15 protein-coding genes are annotated in these 16425 nt (G+C 66.7%); 11 read left to right on the top strand and 4 right to left on the bottom strand.

Features of this window, described 5'->3' with window-relative positions; genetic code table 11:
* Positions 1-4: 4 nt before the first annotated feature.
* Positions 5-784: a sulfite exporter TauE/SafE family protein gene (locus RT309_RS01310; protein ID WP_313354634.1), complete on the bottom strand. Its 780-nt coding sequence runs from the start codon at positions 782-784 to the stop codon at positions 5-7.
* Positions 785-805: 21 nt separating this feature from the next.
* Positions 806-1564 carry a GntR family transcriptional regulator gene (locus tag RT309_RS01305; protein ID WP_313354611.1) on the bottom strand — a complete coding sequence of 253 codons (759 nt, stop codon included), beginning with the start codon at positions 1562-1564 and terminating at the stop codon, positions 806-808.
* A gap of 130 nt (positions 1565-1694) precedes the next feature.
* Between RT309_RS01305 and iolC the strand changes: the two genes are divergently transcribed.
* Genes iolC through iolG form a run of 7 tightly spaced genes read left to right on the top strand, consistent with a single transcriptional unit; the run spans position 1695 to position 9934 of the window.
* On the top strand, positions 1695-2651 hold the full coding sequence (gene iolC / locus RT309_RS01300; protein ID WP_313354610.1) for a 5-dehydro-2-deoxygluconokinase: 957 nt from the start codon (positions 1695-1697) through the stop codon (positions 2649-2651).
* Complete coding sequence (locus RT309_RS01295; protein ID WP_313354609.1) at positions 2648-3541, top strand: deoxyribose-phosphate aldolase; 894 nt, start codon at positions 2648-2650, stop codon at positions 3539-3541. The genes iolC and RT309_RS01295 overlap by 4 nt, the downstream gene beginning before the upstream one ends.
* 23 nt (positions 3542-3564) lie before the next feature.
* Complete coding sequence (locus tag RT309_RS01290) at positions 3565-5061, top strand: CoA-acylating methylmalonate-semialdehyde dehydrogenase (protein ID WP_313354607.1); 1497 nt, start codon at positions 3565-3567, stop codon at positions 5059-5061.
* A gap of 35 nt (positions 5062-5096) precedes the next feature.
* Positions 5097-6023 (top strand): 5-deoxy-glucuronate isomerase, encoded by a 927-nt coding sequence (gene iolB, locus RT309_RS01285; protein ID WP_313354605.1) that lies wholly within the window; start codon positions 5097-5099, stop codon positions 6021-6023.
* A 17-nt stretch (positions 6024-6040) separates the two neighbouring features.
* Positions 6041-7936: a 3D-(3,5/4)-trihydroxycyclohexane-1,2-dione acylhydrolase (decyclizing) gene (iolD, locus tag RT309_RS01280; RefSeq protein WP_313354604.1), complete on the top strand. Its 1896-nt coding sequence runs from the start codon at positions 6041-6043 to the stop codon at positions 7934-7936.
* A gap of 21 nt (positions 7937-7957) precedes the next feature.
* Positions 7958-8878 carry a sugar phosphate isomerase/epimerase gene (locus RT309_RS01275; RefSeq protein WP_313354602.1) on the top strand — a complete coding sequence of 307 codons (921 nt, stop codon included), beginning with the start codon at positions 7958-7960 and terminating at the stop codon, positions 8876-8878.
* A 42-nt stretch (positions 8879-8920) separates the two neighbouring features.
* Positions 8921-9934 (top strand): inositol 2-dehydrogenase, encoded by a 1014-nt coding sequence (iolG, locus tag RT309_RS01270; RefSeq protein WP_313354600.1) that lies wholly within the window; start codon positions 8921-8923, stop codon positions 9932-9934.
* Between the two features lie 68 nt (positions 9935-10002).
* On the opposite strand, the gene RT309_RS01265 is transcribed toward iolG, so the two are convergent.
* Both RT309_RS01265 and RT309_RS01260 read right to left on the bottom strand, forming a co-directional pair.
* On the bottom strand, positions 10003-11337 hold the full coding sequence (locus RT309_RS01265; protein ID WP_313354598.1) for a 6-phospho-beta-glucosidase: 1335 nt from the start codon (positions 11335-11337) through the stop codon (positions 10003-10005).
* Positions 11334-12083, bottom strand: a complete 750-nt coding sequence (locus RT309_RS01260; protein WP_313354596.1) for a DeoR/GlpR family DNA-binding transcription regulator — start codon at positions 12081-12083, stop codon at positions 11334-11336. Before RT309_RS01260 ends, RT309_RS01265 begins: the two co-directional genes overlap by 4 nt.
* Positions 12084-12185: 102 nt before the next feature.
* Here RT309_RS01260 and RT309_RS01255 point away from each other — a divergent pair, with 102 nt between their 5' ends.
* Genes RT309_RS01255 through RT309_RS01240 form a run of 4 tightly spaced genes read left to right on the top strand, consistent with a single transcriptional unit; the run spans position 12186 to position 16309 of the window.
* Positions 12186-13241, top strand: a complete 1056-nt coding sequence (locus tag RT309_RS01255) for a PfkB family carbohydrate kinase (protein WP_313354594.1) — start codon at positions 12186-12188, stop codon at positions 13239-13241.
* A complete protein-coding gene (locus tag RT309_RS01250) occupies positions 13238-14593 on the top strand; it encodes an extracellular solute-binding protein (RefSeq protein ID WP_313354592.1) in 1356 nt (451 codons plus the stop codon). Before RT309_RS01255 ends, RT309_RS01250 begins: the two co-directional genes overlap by 4 nt.
* Positions 14586-15494, top strand: coding sequence for a sugar ABC transporter permease (locus RT309_RS01245; RefSeq protein ID WP_313354590.1), 909 nt, complete (start codon positions 14586-14588; stop codon positions 15492-15494). Before RT309_RS01250 ends, RT309_RS01245 begins: the two co-directional genes overlap by 8 nt.
* Complete coding sequence (locus tag RT309_RS01240; RefSeq protein WP_313354588.1) at positions 15491-16309, top strand: carbohydrate ABC transporter permease; 819 nt, start codon at positions 15491-15493, stop codon at positions 16307-16309. The genes RT309_RS01245 and RT309_RS01240 overlap by 4 nt, the downstream gene beginning before the upstream one ends.
* The last annotated feature ends 116 nt before the right edge of the window (positions 16310-16425 follow it).

Genomic DNA, 16425 nt, shown 5'->3' with positions numbered 1-16425 from the left:
CGGGCTAGAGCAGCAGGTAGACCGACCCGGCGATCGTGAGGGTGATCACGAGCCGATCGAACAGCTGTTGCGGCATCCGTCTGGCGAGGCGGATGCCGATCAGCGCACCGAGCACCACCATCGGTGCGAGCGTGAGGTCGAGCAGCAGCACCTCGGGCGTGAGCAGCCCGATGCCGGCCAGGAACGGCACCTTGGTGAGGTTCACGATCGCGAAGAACCACGCCGAGGTGCCGAGGAAGACCTTCACCGGAGTGCGCGTCGCCAGGAAGTACATCGACATGACCGGTCCGCCCGAGTTGGCGACCATCGTGGTGAATCCGGCGAGAGTCCCGTACCCGGCGGCGGTGATGCGGCCGGATGCCCTGGCGCCGGCCTGATCGGAACCGGCCGTCCGGACTCCGGTCCGCCGTCTGCGCCACAGCGTGAGCCCCACCATCGCCAGCAGGATGACGCCGATCGTGCGGCGTACGATGCCGTCGGTGCTGACCGCGAGGAAGGCGGCTCCCACCAGCAGACCGACCACGACGGCGGGCGCGAGCCGCAGCAGCGTGCGCCAGTCGGCGTGCCGCCGGTAGGCGAGGAGCGCGAAGACGTCTCCGATGATGAACAGCAGCAGCATCGCCGCGGTGGATGTGCGGGCGGGAAGGACGGATGCCAGGATCACGACCGCGATGGTGGAGCTTCCCGGCAGCGCAGTCTTGCCGAGCCCTGCGATGAGTGCGGCGAACGCCAGCAGCGCCCACGCCCAGATCTCCATGCCCTCCAGCGTCCACGAGGTGAGCATCCTCGTCGCCACGCCAGGCGACTACTTGGCGACCAGCGTCGTCTCGAAGCTGTAGAGGTCTGGTCGGTAACAGTGGTGACCCTGTTCGATCGCCTTCCCCGACGCGTCGAAGGCCACACGATCGACCGTCAGAACGGGTCCACCGGCATCCATGTGCAGAAGCTCCGCTTCGTCGCCGCGAGCCCGTCGGGCACCGATGCGCTGACGCGCGACGCGAATCACGACCCCCCTCGCGCGCAGCAGCTGATAGAGACCGTTGTTCTCTAGCTGCTCGGTCGTGATGGCGCCGAACTGCGGCGGCAGGTGGTTCTCCAGGAGCGCGACGGGCACTCCTTCGCTCATTCGCGCCCGGCGGAGGAAGAGGACCTCGGTGCCCACGTTCAGCCCCAGAGCGGCCGCGATGTCGGCGTCGACCGGACGCATCTCACGGGTCAGCACGAGAGTGGAGGGCTCGAGGTGCGCGGCCCTGAGGTCTTCGTACAGGCTGGTCAGTTCGACCTCGCGGGTGACCTGTCCCTGAACCACTTGAGTCCCGATGCCGCGGCGGCGCACCAGCAGCCCTTTGTCGACGAGCTCTTGGATCGCGCGACGGATCGTCGGACGCGAGACGCCGAGCTGCTCGGCGATGGCGATCTCGTTCGTCAGCTTGAACCCCATGGGCAGGCGACCGTTGCGAATCGCGGCCTCCAGCCTCGTTGACACCTGGTGATAGAGGGGAACTGGCCCGGTGCGATCCAGATCGACGAAGGTCTCGTCGATCCAGGTGGTGTCGTGTGCCATGCCGCCAGCTCCGAATCGATGACCATGTGACAGTTGTCGCAGCAACTGTACATCGCGGCGCCTCGCACTATCCGATCCATGTGATATTGTCAGGACAAATACCGTGACGCGAGGTAAGGATCCCATTCACATGACCGAGAGCACTCGACTTCGCGACGTTCTGGCTCTCGGTCGACTCGGTGTCGATCTCTATCCGTTCCAGAGCGGCGTCGGCCTCGGCGAGGCCTCGACATTCGGCAAGTACCTCGGCGGCAGCGCCGCCAACGTCTCGGTGGCAGCTGCGCGGTACGGTCACGACGTCGCGCTCGTATCGCGGGTCGGAGACGATCCGTTCGGTCGCTACCTGCTCGCGGAACTCGAGCGCCTCGGCGTCGACAGCACCTTCGTCTTCACTGACGATACTTATAAGACCCCCATCACGTTCTGCGAGATCTTCCCGCCGGATGACTTCCCGCTCTACTTCTACCGTGAGCCGAAAGCACCAGACCTGTGCATCTCGATCGAGCAGATCGACGCCGCCGAGGTGCGCGATGCGCGGGTCATGTGGTCGACAGTGACCGGCCTCAGCCAGGATCCGAGCCGCTCGACCCAACTGCATGCACTGCGCAGCCGCGCCCGCAGCGGACACACTGTGCTCGATCTCGACTACCGTCCGATGTTCTGGGAATCGCCCCAGGTGGCGCACGAGCAGATCGCCATCGCGCTGGAACACGTGACCGTCGCCGTCGGAAACCGCGAAGAGTGTGAAGTCGCTGTCGGCGAGACCGATCCGCACCGGGCCGCAGATGCCCTGCTGGAGCGTGGAGTAGAGCTGGCAATCGTCAAGAAGGGGCCGAGAGGCGTGCTCGCCAAGACGCGCACCACCGAGGTCGAGGTCGCGCCCTTCCCCGTCGATGTGGTGAACGGCCTGGGCGCGGGCGACGCATTCGGCGGTGCCCTGTGCCATGGTCTGCTCTCTGATTGGGAGATCGAGAAGACACTGCAGTACGCGAACGCCGCAGGGGCCATCGTCGCCACTCGGCTGGAGTGCTCGACGGCCATGCCCACCCTCGACGAGGTCGAAGCCCAGCTGGTGAGCAGGTCATGAGCCGCATCCAGCCGACGGCCTTCGCTGCGCTGCGCGATCGCCGCGCAGCAGACCCGGCATCCATCGTCGTCGCTCGAGACGGTCGTCGTCGTCGTCCGCTGCTGCGTGGCGACGACCGGCTCTTCATCGTCGCCGCCGATCATCCCGCACGCGGCGCTCTGGCCGTCGGGTCGAACACGACGGCCATGGCCGACCGCTACGAACTGCTCGACCGTCTGGCCGTGGCGCTGGCGCACCCAGGCGTCGACGGCGTGCTCGGCACTGCGGACATCATCGACGACCTGGCGGCGCTGGGTCTGCTCGACGACAAGATCGTGGTCGGGTCGATGAACCGGGGCGGCCTGCGCGGCGCCCGCTTCGAACTCGACGATCGCTACACCGCCTACGATGTGGCGACGATGATCACCGCAGGAGTGGATGTCGCCAAGACGCTGATGCGCATCGATCTGGATGACCCGGCCACGGCTTCGACGCTCGAATCGACAGCCGCCGCAGTCACGCAGGCCGCGGCAGCCAAGCTTCCGATCATGCTCGAGCCATTCATGAGCTCACGCCGCAACGGGAAGGTCGTCAACGATCTCAGCGCCGATGCGGTCATTCTTTCGATCGCGATCGCCGCCGGGCTCGGTGCCTCCAGCGCATACACCTGGCTCAAGCTCCCCGTCGTCCCTGACATGGAGCGCGTCATGGCAGCGACGACGCTGCCGACGCTCCTGCTCGGCGGAGACGCGGGCCCAGACCCGGACGAGGCGTTCGCCGCCTGGCAGCGCGCTCTTGCGCTGCCGGGCGTGCGCGGACTCACCGTCGGACGCACCCTGCTCTATCCGCCCGACGACGATGTCGCCGCAGCCATCGACATGGCGGCGCGACTCGTGCACCCGAATCTCTGAAACCGACTGCTGAAGGAGCCTCCATGAGCACCCTCCCCATCCTCAGCCACTGGATCGACGGCGCCGAGCGCATGTCGCAGTCCGGCCGCACTGCCGACGTCTTCGATCCCGCGCGGGGCGTTGCAACCAAACAGGTTTCGCTCGCAGACCAGCACGATATCGAGACGGCCATCGCGTCGGCCAAGACAGCCTTCCCCGCGTGGCGCGACCTGTCGCTTGCACGCCGCCAGACGGTCATGTTCCGCTTCCGCGAACTTCTGGATGCGCGCAAGGGAGAGCTCGCCGAGATCATCACGAGCGAGCACGGCAAGGTACTGTCCGACGCGCTCGGCGAGATCAGCCGCGGTCAGGAGGTCGTCGAGTTCGCCTGCGGGCTCGCCCACCACCTGAAGGGCGAATACTCCGAGCAGGTCTCCACAGGCATCGATGTGTACTCGACGCGTCAGCCGCTCGGAGTGGTGGGCATCATCTCGCCGTTCAACTTTCCGGCGATGGTCCCGGCCTGGTTCTTCCCGATCGCAATCGCGGCCGGAAACACCGTCATCCTCAAGCCGAGTGAGAAGGATCCTTCGGCTGCGAACTGGATGGCCGCCCTCTGGAAGGAAGCCGGCCTGCCCGATGGTGTCTTCAACGTGCTGCACGGCGACAAGCTCGCTGTCGACGGCCTGCTGGAGCATCCCGACGTGAAGGCGATCTCGTTCGTCGGTTCGACCCCCATCGCCCGGTACGTGTACGAGACGGGAACGCGCAACGGCAAGCGAGTGCAGGCGCTGGGTGGAGCGAACAACCACATGCTCGTGCTGCCCGACGCGGACCTCGACCTCGTCGCCGACGCCGCGATCAACGCCGGATTCGGCTCTGCAGGCGAGCGCTGCATGGCCGTCGGCGTGCTGGTGGCGGTCGACCCTGTCGCCGATGCACTGATCGAGAAGATCACAGCGCGCATGTCGACGCTGCGCACAGGCGATGGCCGCCGAGGATGCGACATGGGTCCGCTCGTGACCAGGCAGCATCGCGACAATGTCGCCTCATACATCGACATCGCGAAGGAAGACGGCGCGACTGTCGTCGTCGACGGCCGCGACGTCAACCCCGACGGCGACGCCGACGGCTTCTGGCTGGGTCCGACACTGATCGACGACGTTCCGATCACATCGCGGGTGTACACCGAGGAGATCTTCGGCCCGGTGCTCAGCATCGTGCGCGTGTCGAGCTTCGATGAGGGCGTCGAGCTGATCAACGCCAGTCCGTTCGGCAACGGGACCGCGGTGTTCACCAACGACGGCGGGGCTGCTCGTCGTTTCCAGCATGAGATCCAGGTCGGCATGGTCGGCATCAACGTGCCGATCCCGGTGCCTGTGGCGACGTTCTCGTTCGGCGGCTGGAAGGACTCGCTGTTCGGCGACACCAAGGCGCATGGTGCCGAGGGCGTGCGCTTCTTCACTCAGCAGAAGGCCATCACCAGCCGCTGGCTCGATCCGAGCCACGGCGGCATCAACCTCGGGTTCCCGCAGAACTGACGCACCCGCACGATTCCTCGCACAATGGAGGCAGGATGACCAACACAATCGCGAGCGCCCGCTGGTTCCACCGGTGCGGTTCACTGGCGGTCGGGGACTGGCAGAGCGTCGTGGACGCGGGCACGGCCGGCTGGGCGCACACGGGCATCCGAGTGGCCGAGATCGCGGAAGGCAGTGAACTGCTGCTGGGCGAGCACGCAATCGAGCGGCTGATCGTGCCATTGGCCGGCTCGTTCTCGGTGCGCCACACCGAGAACGAGCAGGACCGTGTGACGAAGCTCCACGGCAGGACGACCGTGTTCGACGGTCCCACCGACACGCTCTACCTGTCGGCCGCGACAACCGCGACCATCACCGGCGCCGGCCGCGTCGCCGTCGCAACTTCTCCGACCGGCTCGGTGCACCCGACGCGCTACATCGCCGCATCGGAGGTCGCCGTCGAACTGCGCGGTGCGGGCTCCTCGAGCCGACAGGTGCACAACTTCGGCACACCGGAGAACCTGGACGCCGCTCGGCTCATCGTCTGCGAGGTGATCACGCCGGCCGGCAACTGGTCGTCCTACCCTCCGCACAAGCACGACGAGCATCTCCCGGGCCACGAATCCCGCCTTGAGGAGATCTACTACTTCGAGGCGGCTCGCGCTCGCGGCGATGCGCCGACGGATGCTGGCACAGATCCGTTCGGCATGTTCAGCACCTACTCCTCGCCGGCAGGCAGCATCGACATCAATGCGATGGTGCGCACCGGCGACATCGCCCTGGTGCCCTACGGCTATCACGGTCCGGCTGCGGCAGCGCCCGGCTACGACCTCTACTACCTGAACGTGATGGCCGGGCCCGACCCCGATCGGGCCTGGCTCATCAGCGACGATCCGGCGCACGGCTGGGTGCGCGAGAGCTGGGCGACTCAGAGCACCGACCCGAGGCTGCCCTACCTGAACGAGAGGGACGGCGTGCACTGATGTCTTCTACGAGGCGAATGACCGTGAGCCAAGCGCTCATCGAGTTCCTGGCGAACCAGTGGACTGTCGACGGTGACGTCCGTGAGCGCACCGTTCCCGGTGTGTTCGGAATCTTCGGGCATGGCAACGTCGCAGGCATCGGGCAGGCGCTCAGGCAGCTGAACGTCGAGCAGCCCGACCTGATGCCCTACTACCAGGCGCGTAACGAGCAGGCGATGGTGCACCAATCTGTGGGCTACGCGCGGATGCACCGTCGGCGAGCGACATTCGCCTCAGCGGCATCTGTCGGCCCTGGCGCGACCAACATGCTCACCGGCGCTGCGCTCGCAACCACCAACAGGCTTCCCGCACTGCTGCTGCCGAGCGACACGTTCGCCACCCGTGTCGCCGATCCGGTGCTGCAGCAGCTGGAGCAGCCATGGGACACCGGTCTTACCGTCAACGACGCGTTCCGGCCGCTCTCGCGCTTCTTCGATCGCGTGCACCGCCCCGAGCAGCTCTACTCGATCGCGCTCGCCGCGATGCGCGTGCTGACCGACCCGGCCGAGACCGGCGCCGTGACGATCGCCCTTCCTGAAGACGTGCAGGCCGAGGCGATGGATGTGCCGCTGGAGTTCCTGCGGGAACGCGAATGGCACATCCGGAGGCCACTGCCTGAGCGCGGACCGCTGGCCCGTGCCCTCGAGGCGATTCGCGGCGCCACGCAGCCGTTGATCGTCGCCGGTGGAGGGGTTCTCTACTCTTCCGCGGAAGACGAGCTGCGTCGCTGGGCAGAGGCGACCGGCATCCCGGTGGCGACCACGCAGGCTGGCGGTGGGGCGCTGCCGTGGGATCACCCGCAGTACCTCGGCGGTATCGGTGCCACCGGATCGACCGCCGCCAACCGACTTGCCGCCGAGGCCGACGTCATCATCGGCATCGGCACTCGATACAGCGACTTCACGACGGCATCGCGCACAGCGTTCCAGAACCCGGCCGTCACATTCGTCAACATCAACGTCGTCCCCTTCGACGCCTACAAGCACGGCTCACAGCGGCCGGTCGTCGCTGACGCGAGAGAGACGCTGACGGCGCTGAATGAGGCTGTCGACGGATGCATGGTGAGCGCCGAGTATGCCGCGCGGATCGCGCGGGAGAATGCCGAGTGGGATGCCGTGGTGGATGAGGCTCTTGCCCCGACCGGCGCCTCTCTTCCGGCGCAGGCCGAGATCATCGGCGCCATCCAGGCGGCATCCGAACCGGAAGACGTCATCGTGCAGGCAGCGGGCTCCCTGCCAGGCGACCTGCACAAGCTGTGGCGCGTGCGCGATCCCCTGGGCTACCACGTCGAGTACGCGTTCTCGTGCATGGGCTACGAGATCGCAGGCGGACTCGGGGTCAAGCGCGGAGCTCTGGCAGACGGCTCCGACCGCGACGTCATCGTCATGGTCGGCGACGGGTCGTACCTGATGCTGCACAGCGAACTGGCGACGGCCGTCGCCGAAGGGCTGAAGATCATCGTCGTGATCGTGCAGAACCACGGATACGCCTCGATCGGTCACCTCTCGGAGACTGTCGGATCGGAGAGGTTCGGCACGAAGTACCGGCGCCTCGAGCCGGAGGGACGCAACTTCCAGGGCGGGGAGCTGTTGCCGGTCGACCTGGCGATGAATGCCCGCAGCTACGGCGTCGACGTGATCGACATCGCTGTCGGCGTGCGTGCGATCGAGGAGCTCGGCGATGCCATCGCTCGGGCGAAAGCCTCGGACAAGACCACCGTGATCCACATCGAGAGCGACCCGTTGCTCTATTCACCCGACGGCGAGGGCTGGTGGGACGTTCCCGTCGCCGCGGTGTCGACGACCTCTGAGACGCAGCGAGCCCGCGCTGAATACGAACGCCAGGTCCTGCCGCAGCGCCCGCTGCTGGGCTGAGCTGTCAGAGAGGAAGAAGACATGATAGACGCGATCGTCGCCGGTGCTCCGGTGAGCTTCGGAGTGTTCGAGCTGACCCCGCAGGGAGCGCAGACCGTCTCGCCCGACCAGATGCTCGAGGCGCTGCAGGCGGCCGACTATCGGGGAATCGATCTGGGGCCCGTCGGATTCCTCGGGCGTGGGGCCGAACTGCGGCAACGGCTCGACCGGTTCGACCTCGACCTTGCGGGTGGCTGGGTGCAGCTGCCGTTCTCCGACGACGAGGCGTTCGCTGCATCGCTGCACGCCCTGCGCGACGCGCTCGCGATCTTCGCGGTCGCCGCGGAGCGCTCACCGGCGCTGCTGCCGCTGCCCACACTCGCCGATGCAGGCTCTCCGCGACGCAGTGCCGCCCCGGGGCGAGGAGCTGACGCGGATCCGCTTGCTGATGATGGGTGGCGGCGACTCGTCGACAACGTCGCACATGCGGCCGAGCTCGTGCGGCGCGAAGGGTTCGAGCCGACGTTCCATCACCACGCCGGGACCTTCGTGGAGTCGCCCACCGAGGTCGACCGCTTCCTCGAGCTGGCCGACATCGACCTCACCCTCGACACCGGTCACCTGCTGATCGCGGGGGGCGACTCGGTCGCTGCCGTCGAACGCTGGGGCGCGAGGATCAATCATCTGCATCTCAAGGATGTCGACATCGCACTGCTGGACAGGGTGGTCGCACAGGGCGGCGGCATGACCGAGATATGGTCGTCGGGCGCATTCGTCGCCCTGGGCGAGGGCGACCTCGACATCACCGCTGTCATGCAGACGATGAGCGAGAGAGGATTCTCCGGCTGGGTCGTTGTCGAGCAGGATGTGCTCAACGGCTCGGACATCAGCATCGCCGAGTTCGCTGCGCAGCGCGCCGCCGATCAGAGCACCAGTCGCGACGTGCTCCGTCAGTGGCTCTGAGCGCGGTACGAGAATGTCGCCACACGAAGAAGGAGGAGCTGAATGACTGAAGCCGCCCTGCGCATCGGGCTCGTGGGAACAGGCCGGATCGGCCAGGTCCACGCCGCGAACATCGCCGCAGACCCGGCCACCACGCTCGCGTGGATCGCAGATCCGTACGTCGCCGGAGCTCGGAGCGTCGCGGAGCGCTTCGGTGGACGTGTCACAGATAGCCCGGAGGAGCTGCTCACCTCGGGTCAGATCGATGCGGTGCTGATCGCGTCGCCGACTCCCACGCACGTCGACCTCATCGGCCGCGCGGTCGGACTCGGCCTGCCGGTTCTCTGCGAGAAGCCCATCGATCTGGATATCGCGCGCGTCGACGCGCTGCGGCCGATCGTGGCAGCCGCCGGTGTGCCCGTGGCGCTCGGCTTCAACCGTCGCTTCGATCCCGATTTCAGCAGTGCGCGCGACCGTGTGGCAGCCGGGGAGATCGGTCGCCTCGAGCAGCTGACGATCATCAGCCGTGATCCTGCCCCACCGCCCGCGGAGTATGTGGGCGTCTCCGGAGGCATCTTCCGCGACATGACGATCCACGACTTCGACATGGCGCGCTTCTTCCTGCCGGAGATCGTCGAGGTCTCCGCATCCGGCAGCACCGTCTTCGACGACGGTGCGCGTCAGCACGGCGACTTCGACACGGCGATCACGACGCTGCGAACCGCAGATGGCGCACTCATCACGATCATCAATTCGCGCCACAGCCCGACCGGCTACGATCAGCGGATCGAAGCCTTCGGCAGCGCGGGGCTGCTCACTGTCGCCAACGCTCCGACGAGTCTCGTGCGCCTCTCGACAGCGGACGCTGTCGAAGCGGCGCCGCCGTACCAGGACTTCTTCCTGCAGCGTTACGCGGCTGCCTATGCCATCGAGCTCGCCGAGTTCGTGCGCCTCGCTCGGGGCGAGCAGTCCTCTTCGCCGACGTTCGACGACGGTCGCGCTGCGCTGATACTGGCGGATGCCGCGCAGAGGTCTGCGCACCAACGGATCGCCGTGCAGGTCGATCTCTCGGCCTGACCCGGCACGCACGACAACGGCCACACCGTCTGCTTCTCAGCGACGGGGTGGCCGTTGTCGTGCGGTGGTCAGTTCAGCAGCCGGCCCAGTGACGGCAACGCAGAGCGGTAGCCGTCGACGAGGCTCTTCGCGACGTTGACGGAGTCCACGAGCGGGTGCGCGGCGAAGGCGCGCCAGGCGAGCTCGCGGGAGCCTTCGTTGGCAGCCGCGATCACCAGCCGCTCGGCCGACTTCACCTGCGTCATGAGGCCCGCCATCTCCAAGGAGACCGGAGCGACCGGCCAGGGCCGCACACCGCTCGCGTCCACTGTGCATCCGACCTCGACGACGGCATCCGCGGGCAGCTGGGGAACCAGCGACCCATTGCGCACGTTGAGGATCATCGTGGCTTCGCGGCCGGTGGCGATGGCCGCCATCAGGTCGAGTGCGACCTGCTGGTAGCCGCCGGTGTCGACGTCCTCTTCGTGGCGGCTCTCGCCTTCAGTGCGTGATTCCGCCATGTAGGTCGATTCGCGCGCGTGGCGCACCCGCTGCCATTCATCGAGCGGGTGCTGGTGGGCCGCGGCGAAGAACGAACCCTGCTGCGCGTCGAGGTACTCGCCACGAGTCTTCGCCGCAGTGCGGATCGCGGCCGTCGCTTCCCTGGCGAAGTAGTAGTAGTAGAGATACTCGTTCGGCAGAGCACCGAGCGAGCGCACCCAGTCGAAGCCCATCAAGCGGGCCTCTTCGATCGACTCGAGGGTCTGATCGGAGGCGAGCAGACCTGGCAGCACGTCGGTGCCGTCGACGGACACGGAGCGCAGCCAGCCCAGGTGGTTGAGGCCGACATAGTCGAACGTGATCAGGCTGTCCGTCGGCGAGGCGCCTGTCGCTGCGACGGCGCGACGCATCAGGCCGATGGGGGTGTCGCAGATGCCGACCACCCGGTCACCGAGGATCGCGCGCATCGCCTCGGTGACGATGCCGGCGGGGTTGGTGAAGTTGATGACCCAGGCGTCTGGCGCCACGTCGCGGATGATCTTCGCGAGATTCGTCATGAACGGCACGGTGCGCAGCGCGTATGCCAGCCCGCCCGGCCCGACGGTCTCCTGCCCGAGCACATCGAGGTCGAGCGCGGTGCGCTCGTCGATGACGCGACCGGCGGTTCCGCCGATGCGCACAGCGGCGAAGACGAAGTCGGCTCCCCGGAACGCCTCCTCCGCATCGGTCGTCGTCGTCACCCGCGGCGCTGCCGGGTAAGCGACGCTCATCTCGTCGATGACTGCGCGGATGATGTCGAGTCGCTCGGGAGCGACATCGAAGAGACACAGCTCGTCGATGCGCGTAGGGGCATCATCCGATGCCACAGCCTCGAAGACCTGGGGCACTCGAAAGCCGCCGCCTCCAACGATCGTGAGCTTCATGCGAACATTACCTCCACATCGGCATCGCGCAGTGCGCGCATCGGTTCTGCGTCGGGTGCCGCGTCGGTGATCACGGCATCCAGGTCTTCGGGCCCGCATACGCTGAGAATGCCGACCCCGGGGAGTTTGGTGGCGTCGGCGAGAACGACGACGCGCTGCGATGACTCGATCATGGCGCGCTTGATCGGCACCTCCATGCCCGTGGTGTCCATGATCGTGCCATCAGCACGGATGCCGCTGGTGCCGAGGAAGCACACGGTTGCGCGAATCTGCGCAAGGGCCTGCTCGGTGAGCGCGCCCACCATCGACTGGTAGTTCGTGCGCATGGCACCGCCGAGGATGATCAGCTCGACGCAGTCGTCGTCGCGCAGCTGATCGACGACGGCGAGGCTCGAGGTCACCACGGTGATGCGGCGCCCGCGCAGCGCTCGGGCCAGACGCGCCGTCGTCGTGCCGATGTCGAGCAGCACGATGTCGCCGTCATGCACGAGAGTGGCCGCGACCGCCGCGATGCGGGACTTCTCCTCCGGCTGCTGCTGCTGTACGTCGGCGAAGGGCACCCGGTCGGGCTCGAGGCTGCCGCCGCCACGCACGCGGTGCAGCAGGCCGTCGGTGCTGAGCGCGTTGAGGTCGCGGCGAATCGTGGAGGCGGAGACGCCGAACTGGTCCGCCAGTTCTTCGACGGTCACCTGTCCATCCGTGCGCAGCGAATTCAGGATGTGCGCCTGACGAGTTGTCGTGAGCATGCCGTGAGCATATCAGTCAGGAATGAGCATGAGTGTGCATAAACGAGCAATTGAGAGTATGGTCTAACAAACCCGACATCGATGATGATCTGAGGAGGACCGTTGAACGCCCGATTCGAGTGGGACGTGGCACTGCTGGGTCCGCTTTTTCTGGACTACGGCTTCGCGGGGCTCGACGCTGTGCCGCAGAACGGAACCGAGGTGTTCGCCGACACCGTGGGCCTGAGCCCGGGCGGTATCGCGAATCTAGCCGTCGCCAGCGCGCGCCTCGGGCTTCGGACCTCGATGGCGGCGCCGTTCGGGAACGACGTCTTCGGCGACTGGTGCTGGTCGGTGCTGCAGGACCAGGAGGGGATCGATCTCTCGCATTCCCGCCGGCTCGACGGCTACGCGACACCGATCACCGTCGCGGTCGCCTCCGACGAGGACCGCAGCATGATCACCTACGCCCCCGGAGCTGAGGATGCAGCGCAGGCGCTCCAGATCGCGACCTCTGCGCGCGCGGTGCTGGTCGATCTGAAGAGCCTTCGCCTGGCCTCTGACGCGGGTTGGTGGCGTCGGGCCGCAGGCGAGGGAGCCCTGCTCTTCGCGGACATCGGCTGGGACTCGAGTGAGCGCTGGCAGCTCAGCGACCTCGACGCACTCAGTTCCTGCCACGCGTTCACTCCCAACGAGCGCGAGGCGATGGCCTACACGCGCACGGACGACCCGGTCGCCGCCGCGCGCGCGCTCGCCGATCGCGTGCCGCTCGTCGTGGTCACCCGCGGCGGCGACGGCGTCGTCGCGATCGACTCCGCCGCCGGTGAGGAGGTGCAGATGCCCGCGCTGAAGGTCGACGTCGTCGACCCGACAGGAGCCGGCGACGTCTTCGGAGCTGCTCTCGTCCGCGCCCACCTGGCGGGGCTCGCGCTCGCAGACCAGGTCGCCTTCGCCACGCTCGCAAGCGGCATCGCCGTCACTCGGCGGGGCAGCGCGCTGTCAGCACCTGGTTGGGGGGACATCGCGGCGTGGTGGAGCGAGACCCGCAGCGTCGGCGACGCTGCGCTGCGCGCCCGCTACGCCTTCCTCGACGTGATGATCCCTCCGGCACCGCACCTGGATGTGATCCCCGCACCCGAATCACTGCAGTACACCGCACCAATGAGAGGAACCCGATGAAACGACACACTCGCATTCTGGCAGCTGCCGCCAGCACAGCCGTCGTGCTGGCGCTGGCCGCCTGTGCTCCTGGCACGGGCGCACCGAACGGCAAGGATGCCGATGACACCAAGATCAGCAAAGACATCGCCGCAGAGGGCGACGTCACCCTCACCGTCTGGGACCAGGAGGTCCGGGGTGGTCAGAACGAGCAGATGGAGCAGCTCAACGCGGCGTTCGAGGACAAGTACCCCAACGTCACCATCAACCGCGTCTCGCAGGCGTTCGACGACCTCAACACCACGCTGCGACTCGCCCTGACCGACAAGGACGCTCCCGACGTGGTGCAGGCCAACAATGGCCGTAACACCATGGGAGCGTTCGTGAAGGCCGGACAGCTGCGCAACCTCGACGACTACGCCGAGCTGTACGGATGGAAGGACCGCTTCCCCGAATCCGTGCTGCAGTACTCCACCTACGGTGAGGACGCCGTCGATTTCGGCACCGGCAGCATCTACGGTCTGCCGCAGGTCGGCGAGGTGGTCGGCGTGTTCTACTCCAAGTCCAAGCTCGCCGAGCTCGGCGCAGAGGTTCCCGCCGATTGGGCAGAGTTCCAGTCCGTGCTCGACACGGCGCACGCGAAGGGCGAGCGCCCGCTGGTTCTCGGAAACATCGACAAGTGGCCGGCGATCCACGTCTTCGGCCCGATCCAGGGCGACTTCGTCGACGCGGACACCATCCGCGACCTCGGCCTCGGCAACTCCGGCGCCGACTGGAAGACCGACGACAACGTCGCCGCCGCACAGCAGCTCGCCGACTGGTCGGCCGGCGGCTACTTCAACGACGGCCCCAACGGCACCGACTACGACGCCGCATGGCAGTCGTTCAGCACCGGCGCAGGCACCTTCTTGATCGGCGGCTCCTGGCTCGGCGCAGACCTCGAGGATGCCATGGGCGACGACGTCGGCTTCTTCGTGCCGAACACGTCGGCCGGGATCCCGGCCACCACCGGCGGCACCGGTCTGCCGTTCGCCATCACCTCAGCCGCGAGCAACAACAACGTGGCTGCGGCGTACCTGGACTTCATCACGAGCGATGACGCGATGGCGATCCTCGCCGAGACGGGCAACATGCCCGTCAACGGCTCTGCAGGGCTGGCGCCCGCCGGCGGAGTGCAGGCAGACATCTTCACCGAGTTCGGACGTGTAACCGAGAAGGGAGCGCTGCTGCCTTACCTCGACTACGCGACACCCACGTTCAGCGACACCCTCGGCGACGCGCTGCAGGGGCTCATCGCAGGTCAGTTGTCCGCCGCGGAGTTCACAGAGCTGTTGAACGCCGACTACTCGGAGTTCGTCTCGTCGAATGGCTGAAGTGTCTACGACTGAGCGGGGCGCCACCACGCGCCCCGCTCAGTCCCCGCGCCGGTGGGTACCTTATGCGTTCCTGGCACCTGCCTTGCTGCTGTACGCAGGTTTCCTCCTCTTCCCCCTCGGCCGAGCCGTCCAGTTCTCCTTCTTCGAATGGGACGGCCTGGGAGCGTCGGTCTTCGTCGGGTTCGACAACTATGTCAATATCGCCCGCGACGGTCAGCTGCGCGAATCGTTCGTGCATGCGCTCGTGCTGATCTTCTTCTACGCGGTGGTCCCGCTTGCGATCGGGCTGGTGCTGGCGGCGATCCTCACTCGAGCGAATGTGCGCGGGCTCGGCTTCTTCCGCACCGTCATCTTCCTTCCTCAGGTGATCGCGATGGTGGTCGTCGCCGTCACCTGGCGGCAGATCTACGCGCCGGACGGCCAGTTGAACCAGATCCTGCGGGCCATAGGGCTCGAGGCCGTGACTCGACCGTGGCTGGGTGATTACACGTTCACGCTCCCCGCTGTCGGCCTGATCGGCACCTGGGTCTCGACCGGGCTTGTGACTCTGCTGCTGATGGCGGGTATGAGCCGCGTACCGCGTGAGCAGTACGAGGCGGCCCGTCTCGACGGTGCCGGCGCCGTGCGCGAATTCTTCGCGGTCACGCTGCCCTCTGTACGCGGCGAGATCACCGTGGCGCTCACGCTCACCATTGTCGCTGCCCTCAAGACATTCGATCTGGTGTACGTCACAACGCGCGGTGGCCCCGGCAACTCGACATCCGTTCCCAGTTACGAGGTGTATCGACACGCCTTCGAGCTCGGCGAAGTGGGTGCGGCAGCTGCGATCGGCGTCGTGTTGACCGTCATCGTCTTCGCGATCAACGCCGTCGTCAACGTGATCGGAGAGAAGAAATGAAGGTCTCCGCGTTCGAACGGGTGGCCAACTACCTGATCCTGGGCGTGTTCGCATTGATCGTGCTCGGGCCGCTGGGCGTCATCCTGACGACGGCGTTCGGCCCGCAGAGCGCGAGCGCCGCACGAACCGGCGGACCGTTCCATCCGGGGAACTTCGCGGAAGCATGGGAGATCGGTCGGTTCGGGCAGTACATGCTCACCAGCGTCGTTGTGGCCGCGATAGTCGTCGTGGTCTCTGTCACAGCATCCGTCCTGGCTGGATATGCCCTCGGCACGATGCACTTCAGAGGCGGCACCTTCGTCTTCTATCTGTTCCTGCTGGGCATCATGGTGCCCACCGAAGCGTTCATCGTGCCGCTGTTCTTCGACTTGCGGATGCTGGGACTCACCAACACCATCTGGGGTGTCGCACTGCCGCAGATCGCGATGTCGATCGCCTTCGGCACCTACTGGATGCGCACGTACTTCCGCACATCCAGCCGGGCGATGATCGAGGCGGCGCGTCTGGACGGCGCCGGGAACGTGCGCATCCTCTGGCAGATCCTCGTGCCGATCGGCCGACCGGCGATCCTCACCCTCGTGCTGCTGACATTCATGTGGACCTGGAACGAGTTCCTGATCCCCCTGGTGATGTCGCCGAACGGAACGGTGCGCACCGCACCACTCGGCCTGGCGTTCTTCCAGGGGCAGTACACGCAGGGAACGGCCCTGTTGGCGGCCGGCGCGGTGCTCGTCGCACTGCCCGTCGTGGTGCTCTACATCTTCCTGCAGCGGCACTTCATCAAGGGGATGCTCGAGGGGGCTGTGCGCGAATAGATCCGTTCGGATCCGCATCCGAACCCGAGAGATCCCCAGCTCGTCTTCAACACGTCAGTCAGTGACTCCGCTCTGCTCCAACGGGAGCAGCGGGACTTCAAGGAGGAAGTATGAAA

This window comes from Microbacterium sp. (assembly GCF_032084865.1).
Classification (GTDB): Bacteria; Actinomycetota; Actinomycetes; order Actinomycetales; family Microbacteriaceae; genus Microbacterium.
The sequence above is the reverse complement of the archived record's forward strand: the minus strand, read 5'-3'. Positions and strand labels throughout refer to the sequence as shown.

What these genes read in the sequence shown, in the direction of transcription:
- RT309_RS01310 (WP_313354634.1), bottom strand. Translation starts at nt 784, where the DNA reads ATGCTCACCTCGTGGACGCTGGAGGGCATGGAGATCTGGGCGTGGGCG.
- RT309_RS01305 (WP_313354611.1), bottom strand. Translation starts at nt 1,564, where the DNA reads ATGGCACACGACACCACCTGGATCGACGAGACCTTCGTCGATCTGGAT.
- iolC (WP_313354610.1), top strand. Translation starts at nt 1,695, where the DNA reads ATGACCGAGAGCACTCGACTTCGCGACGTTCTGGCTCTCGGTCGACTC.
- RT309_RS01295 (WP_313354609.1), top strand. Translation starts at nt 2,648, where the DNA reads ATGAGCCGCATCCAGCCGACGGCCTTCGCTGCGCTGCGCGATCGCCGC.
- RT309_RS01290 (WP_313354607.1), top strand. Translation starts at nt 3,565, where the DNA reads ATGAGCACCCTCCCCATCCTCAGCCACTGGATCGACGGCGCCGAGCGC.
- iolB (WP_313354605.1), top strand. Translation starts at nt 5,097, where the DNA reads ATGACCAACACAATCGCGAGCGCCCGCTGGTTCCACCGGTGCGGTTCA.
- iolD (WP_313354604.1), top strand. Translation starts at nt 6,041, where the DNA reads ATGACCGTGAGCCAAGCGCTCATCGAGTTCCTGGCGAACCAGTGGACT.
- RT309_RS01275 (WP_313354602.1), top strand. Translation starts at nt 7,958, where the DNA reads ATGATAGACGCGATCGTCGCCGGTGCTCCGGTGAGCTTCGGAGTGTTC.
- iolG (WP_313354600.1), top strand. Translation starts at nt 8,921, where the DNA reads ATGACTGAAGCCGCCCTGCGCATCGGGCTCGTGGGAACAGGCCGGATC.
- RT309_RS01265 (WP_313354598.1), bottom strand. Translation starts at nt 11,337, where the DNA reads ATGAAGCTCACGATCGTTGGAGGCGGCGGCTTTCGAGTGCCCCAGGTC.
- RT309_RS01260 (WP_313354596.1), bottom strand. Translation starts at nt 12,083, where the DNA reads ATGCTCACGACAACTCGTCAGGCGCACATCCTGAATTCGCTGCGCACG.
- RT309_RS01250 (WP_313354592.1), top strand. Translation starts at nt 13,238, where the DNA reads ATGAAACGACACACTCGCATTCTGGCAGCTGCCGCCAGCACAGCCGTC.
- RT309_RS01245 (WP_313354590.1), top strand. Translation starts at nt 14,586, where the DNA reads ATGGCTGAAGTGTCTACGACTGAGCGGGGCGCCACCACGCGCCCCGCT.
- RT309_RS01240 (WP_313354588.1), top strand. Translation starts at nt 15,491, where the DNA reads ATGAAGGTCTCCGCGTTCGAACGGGTGGCCAACTACCTGATCCTGGGC.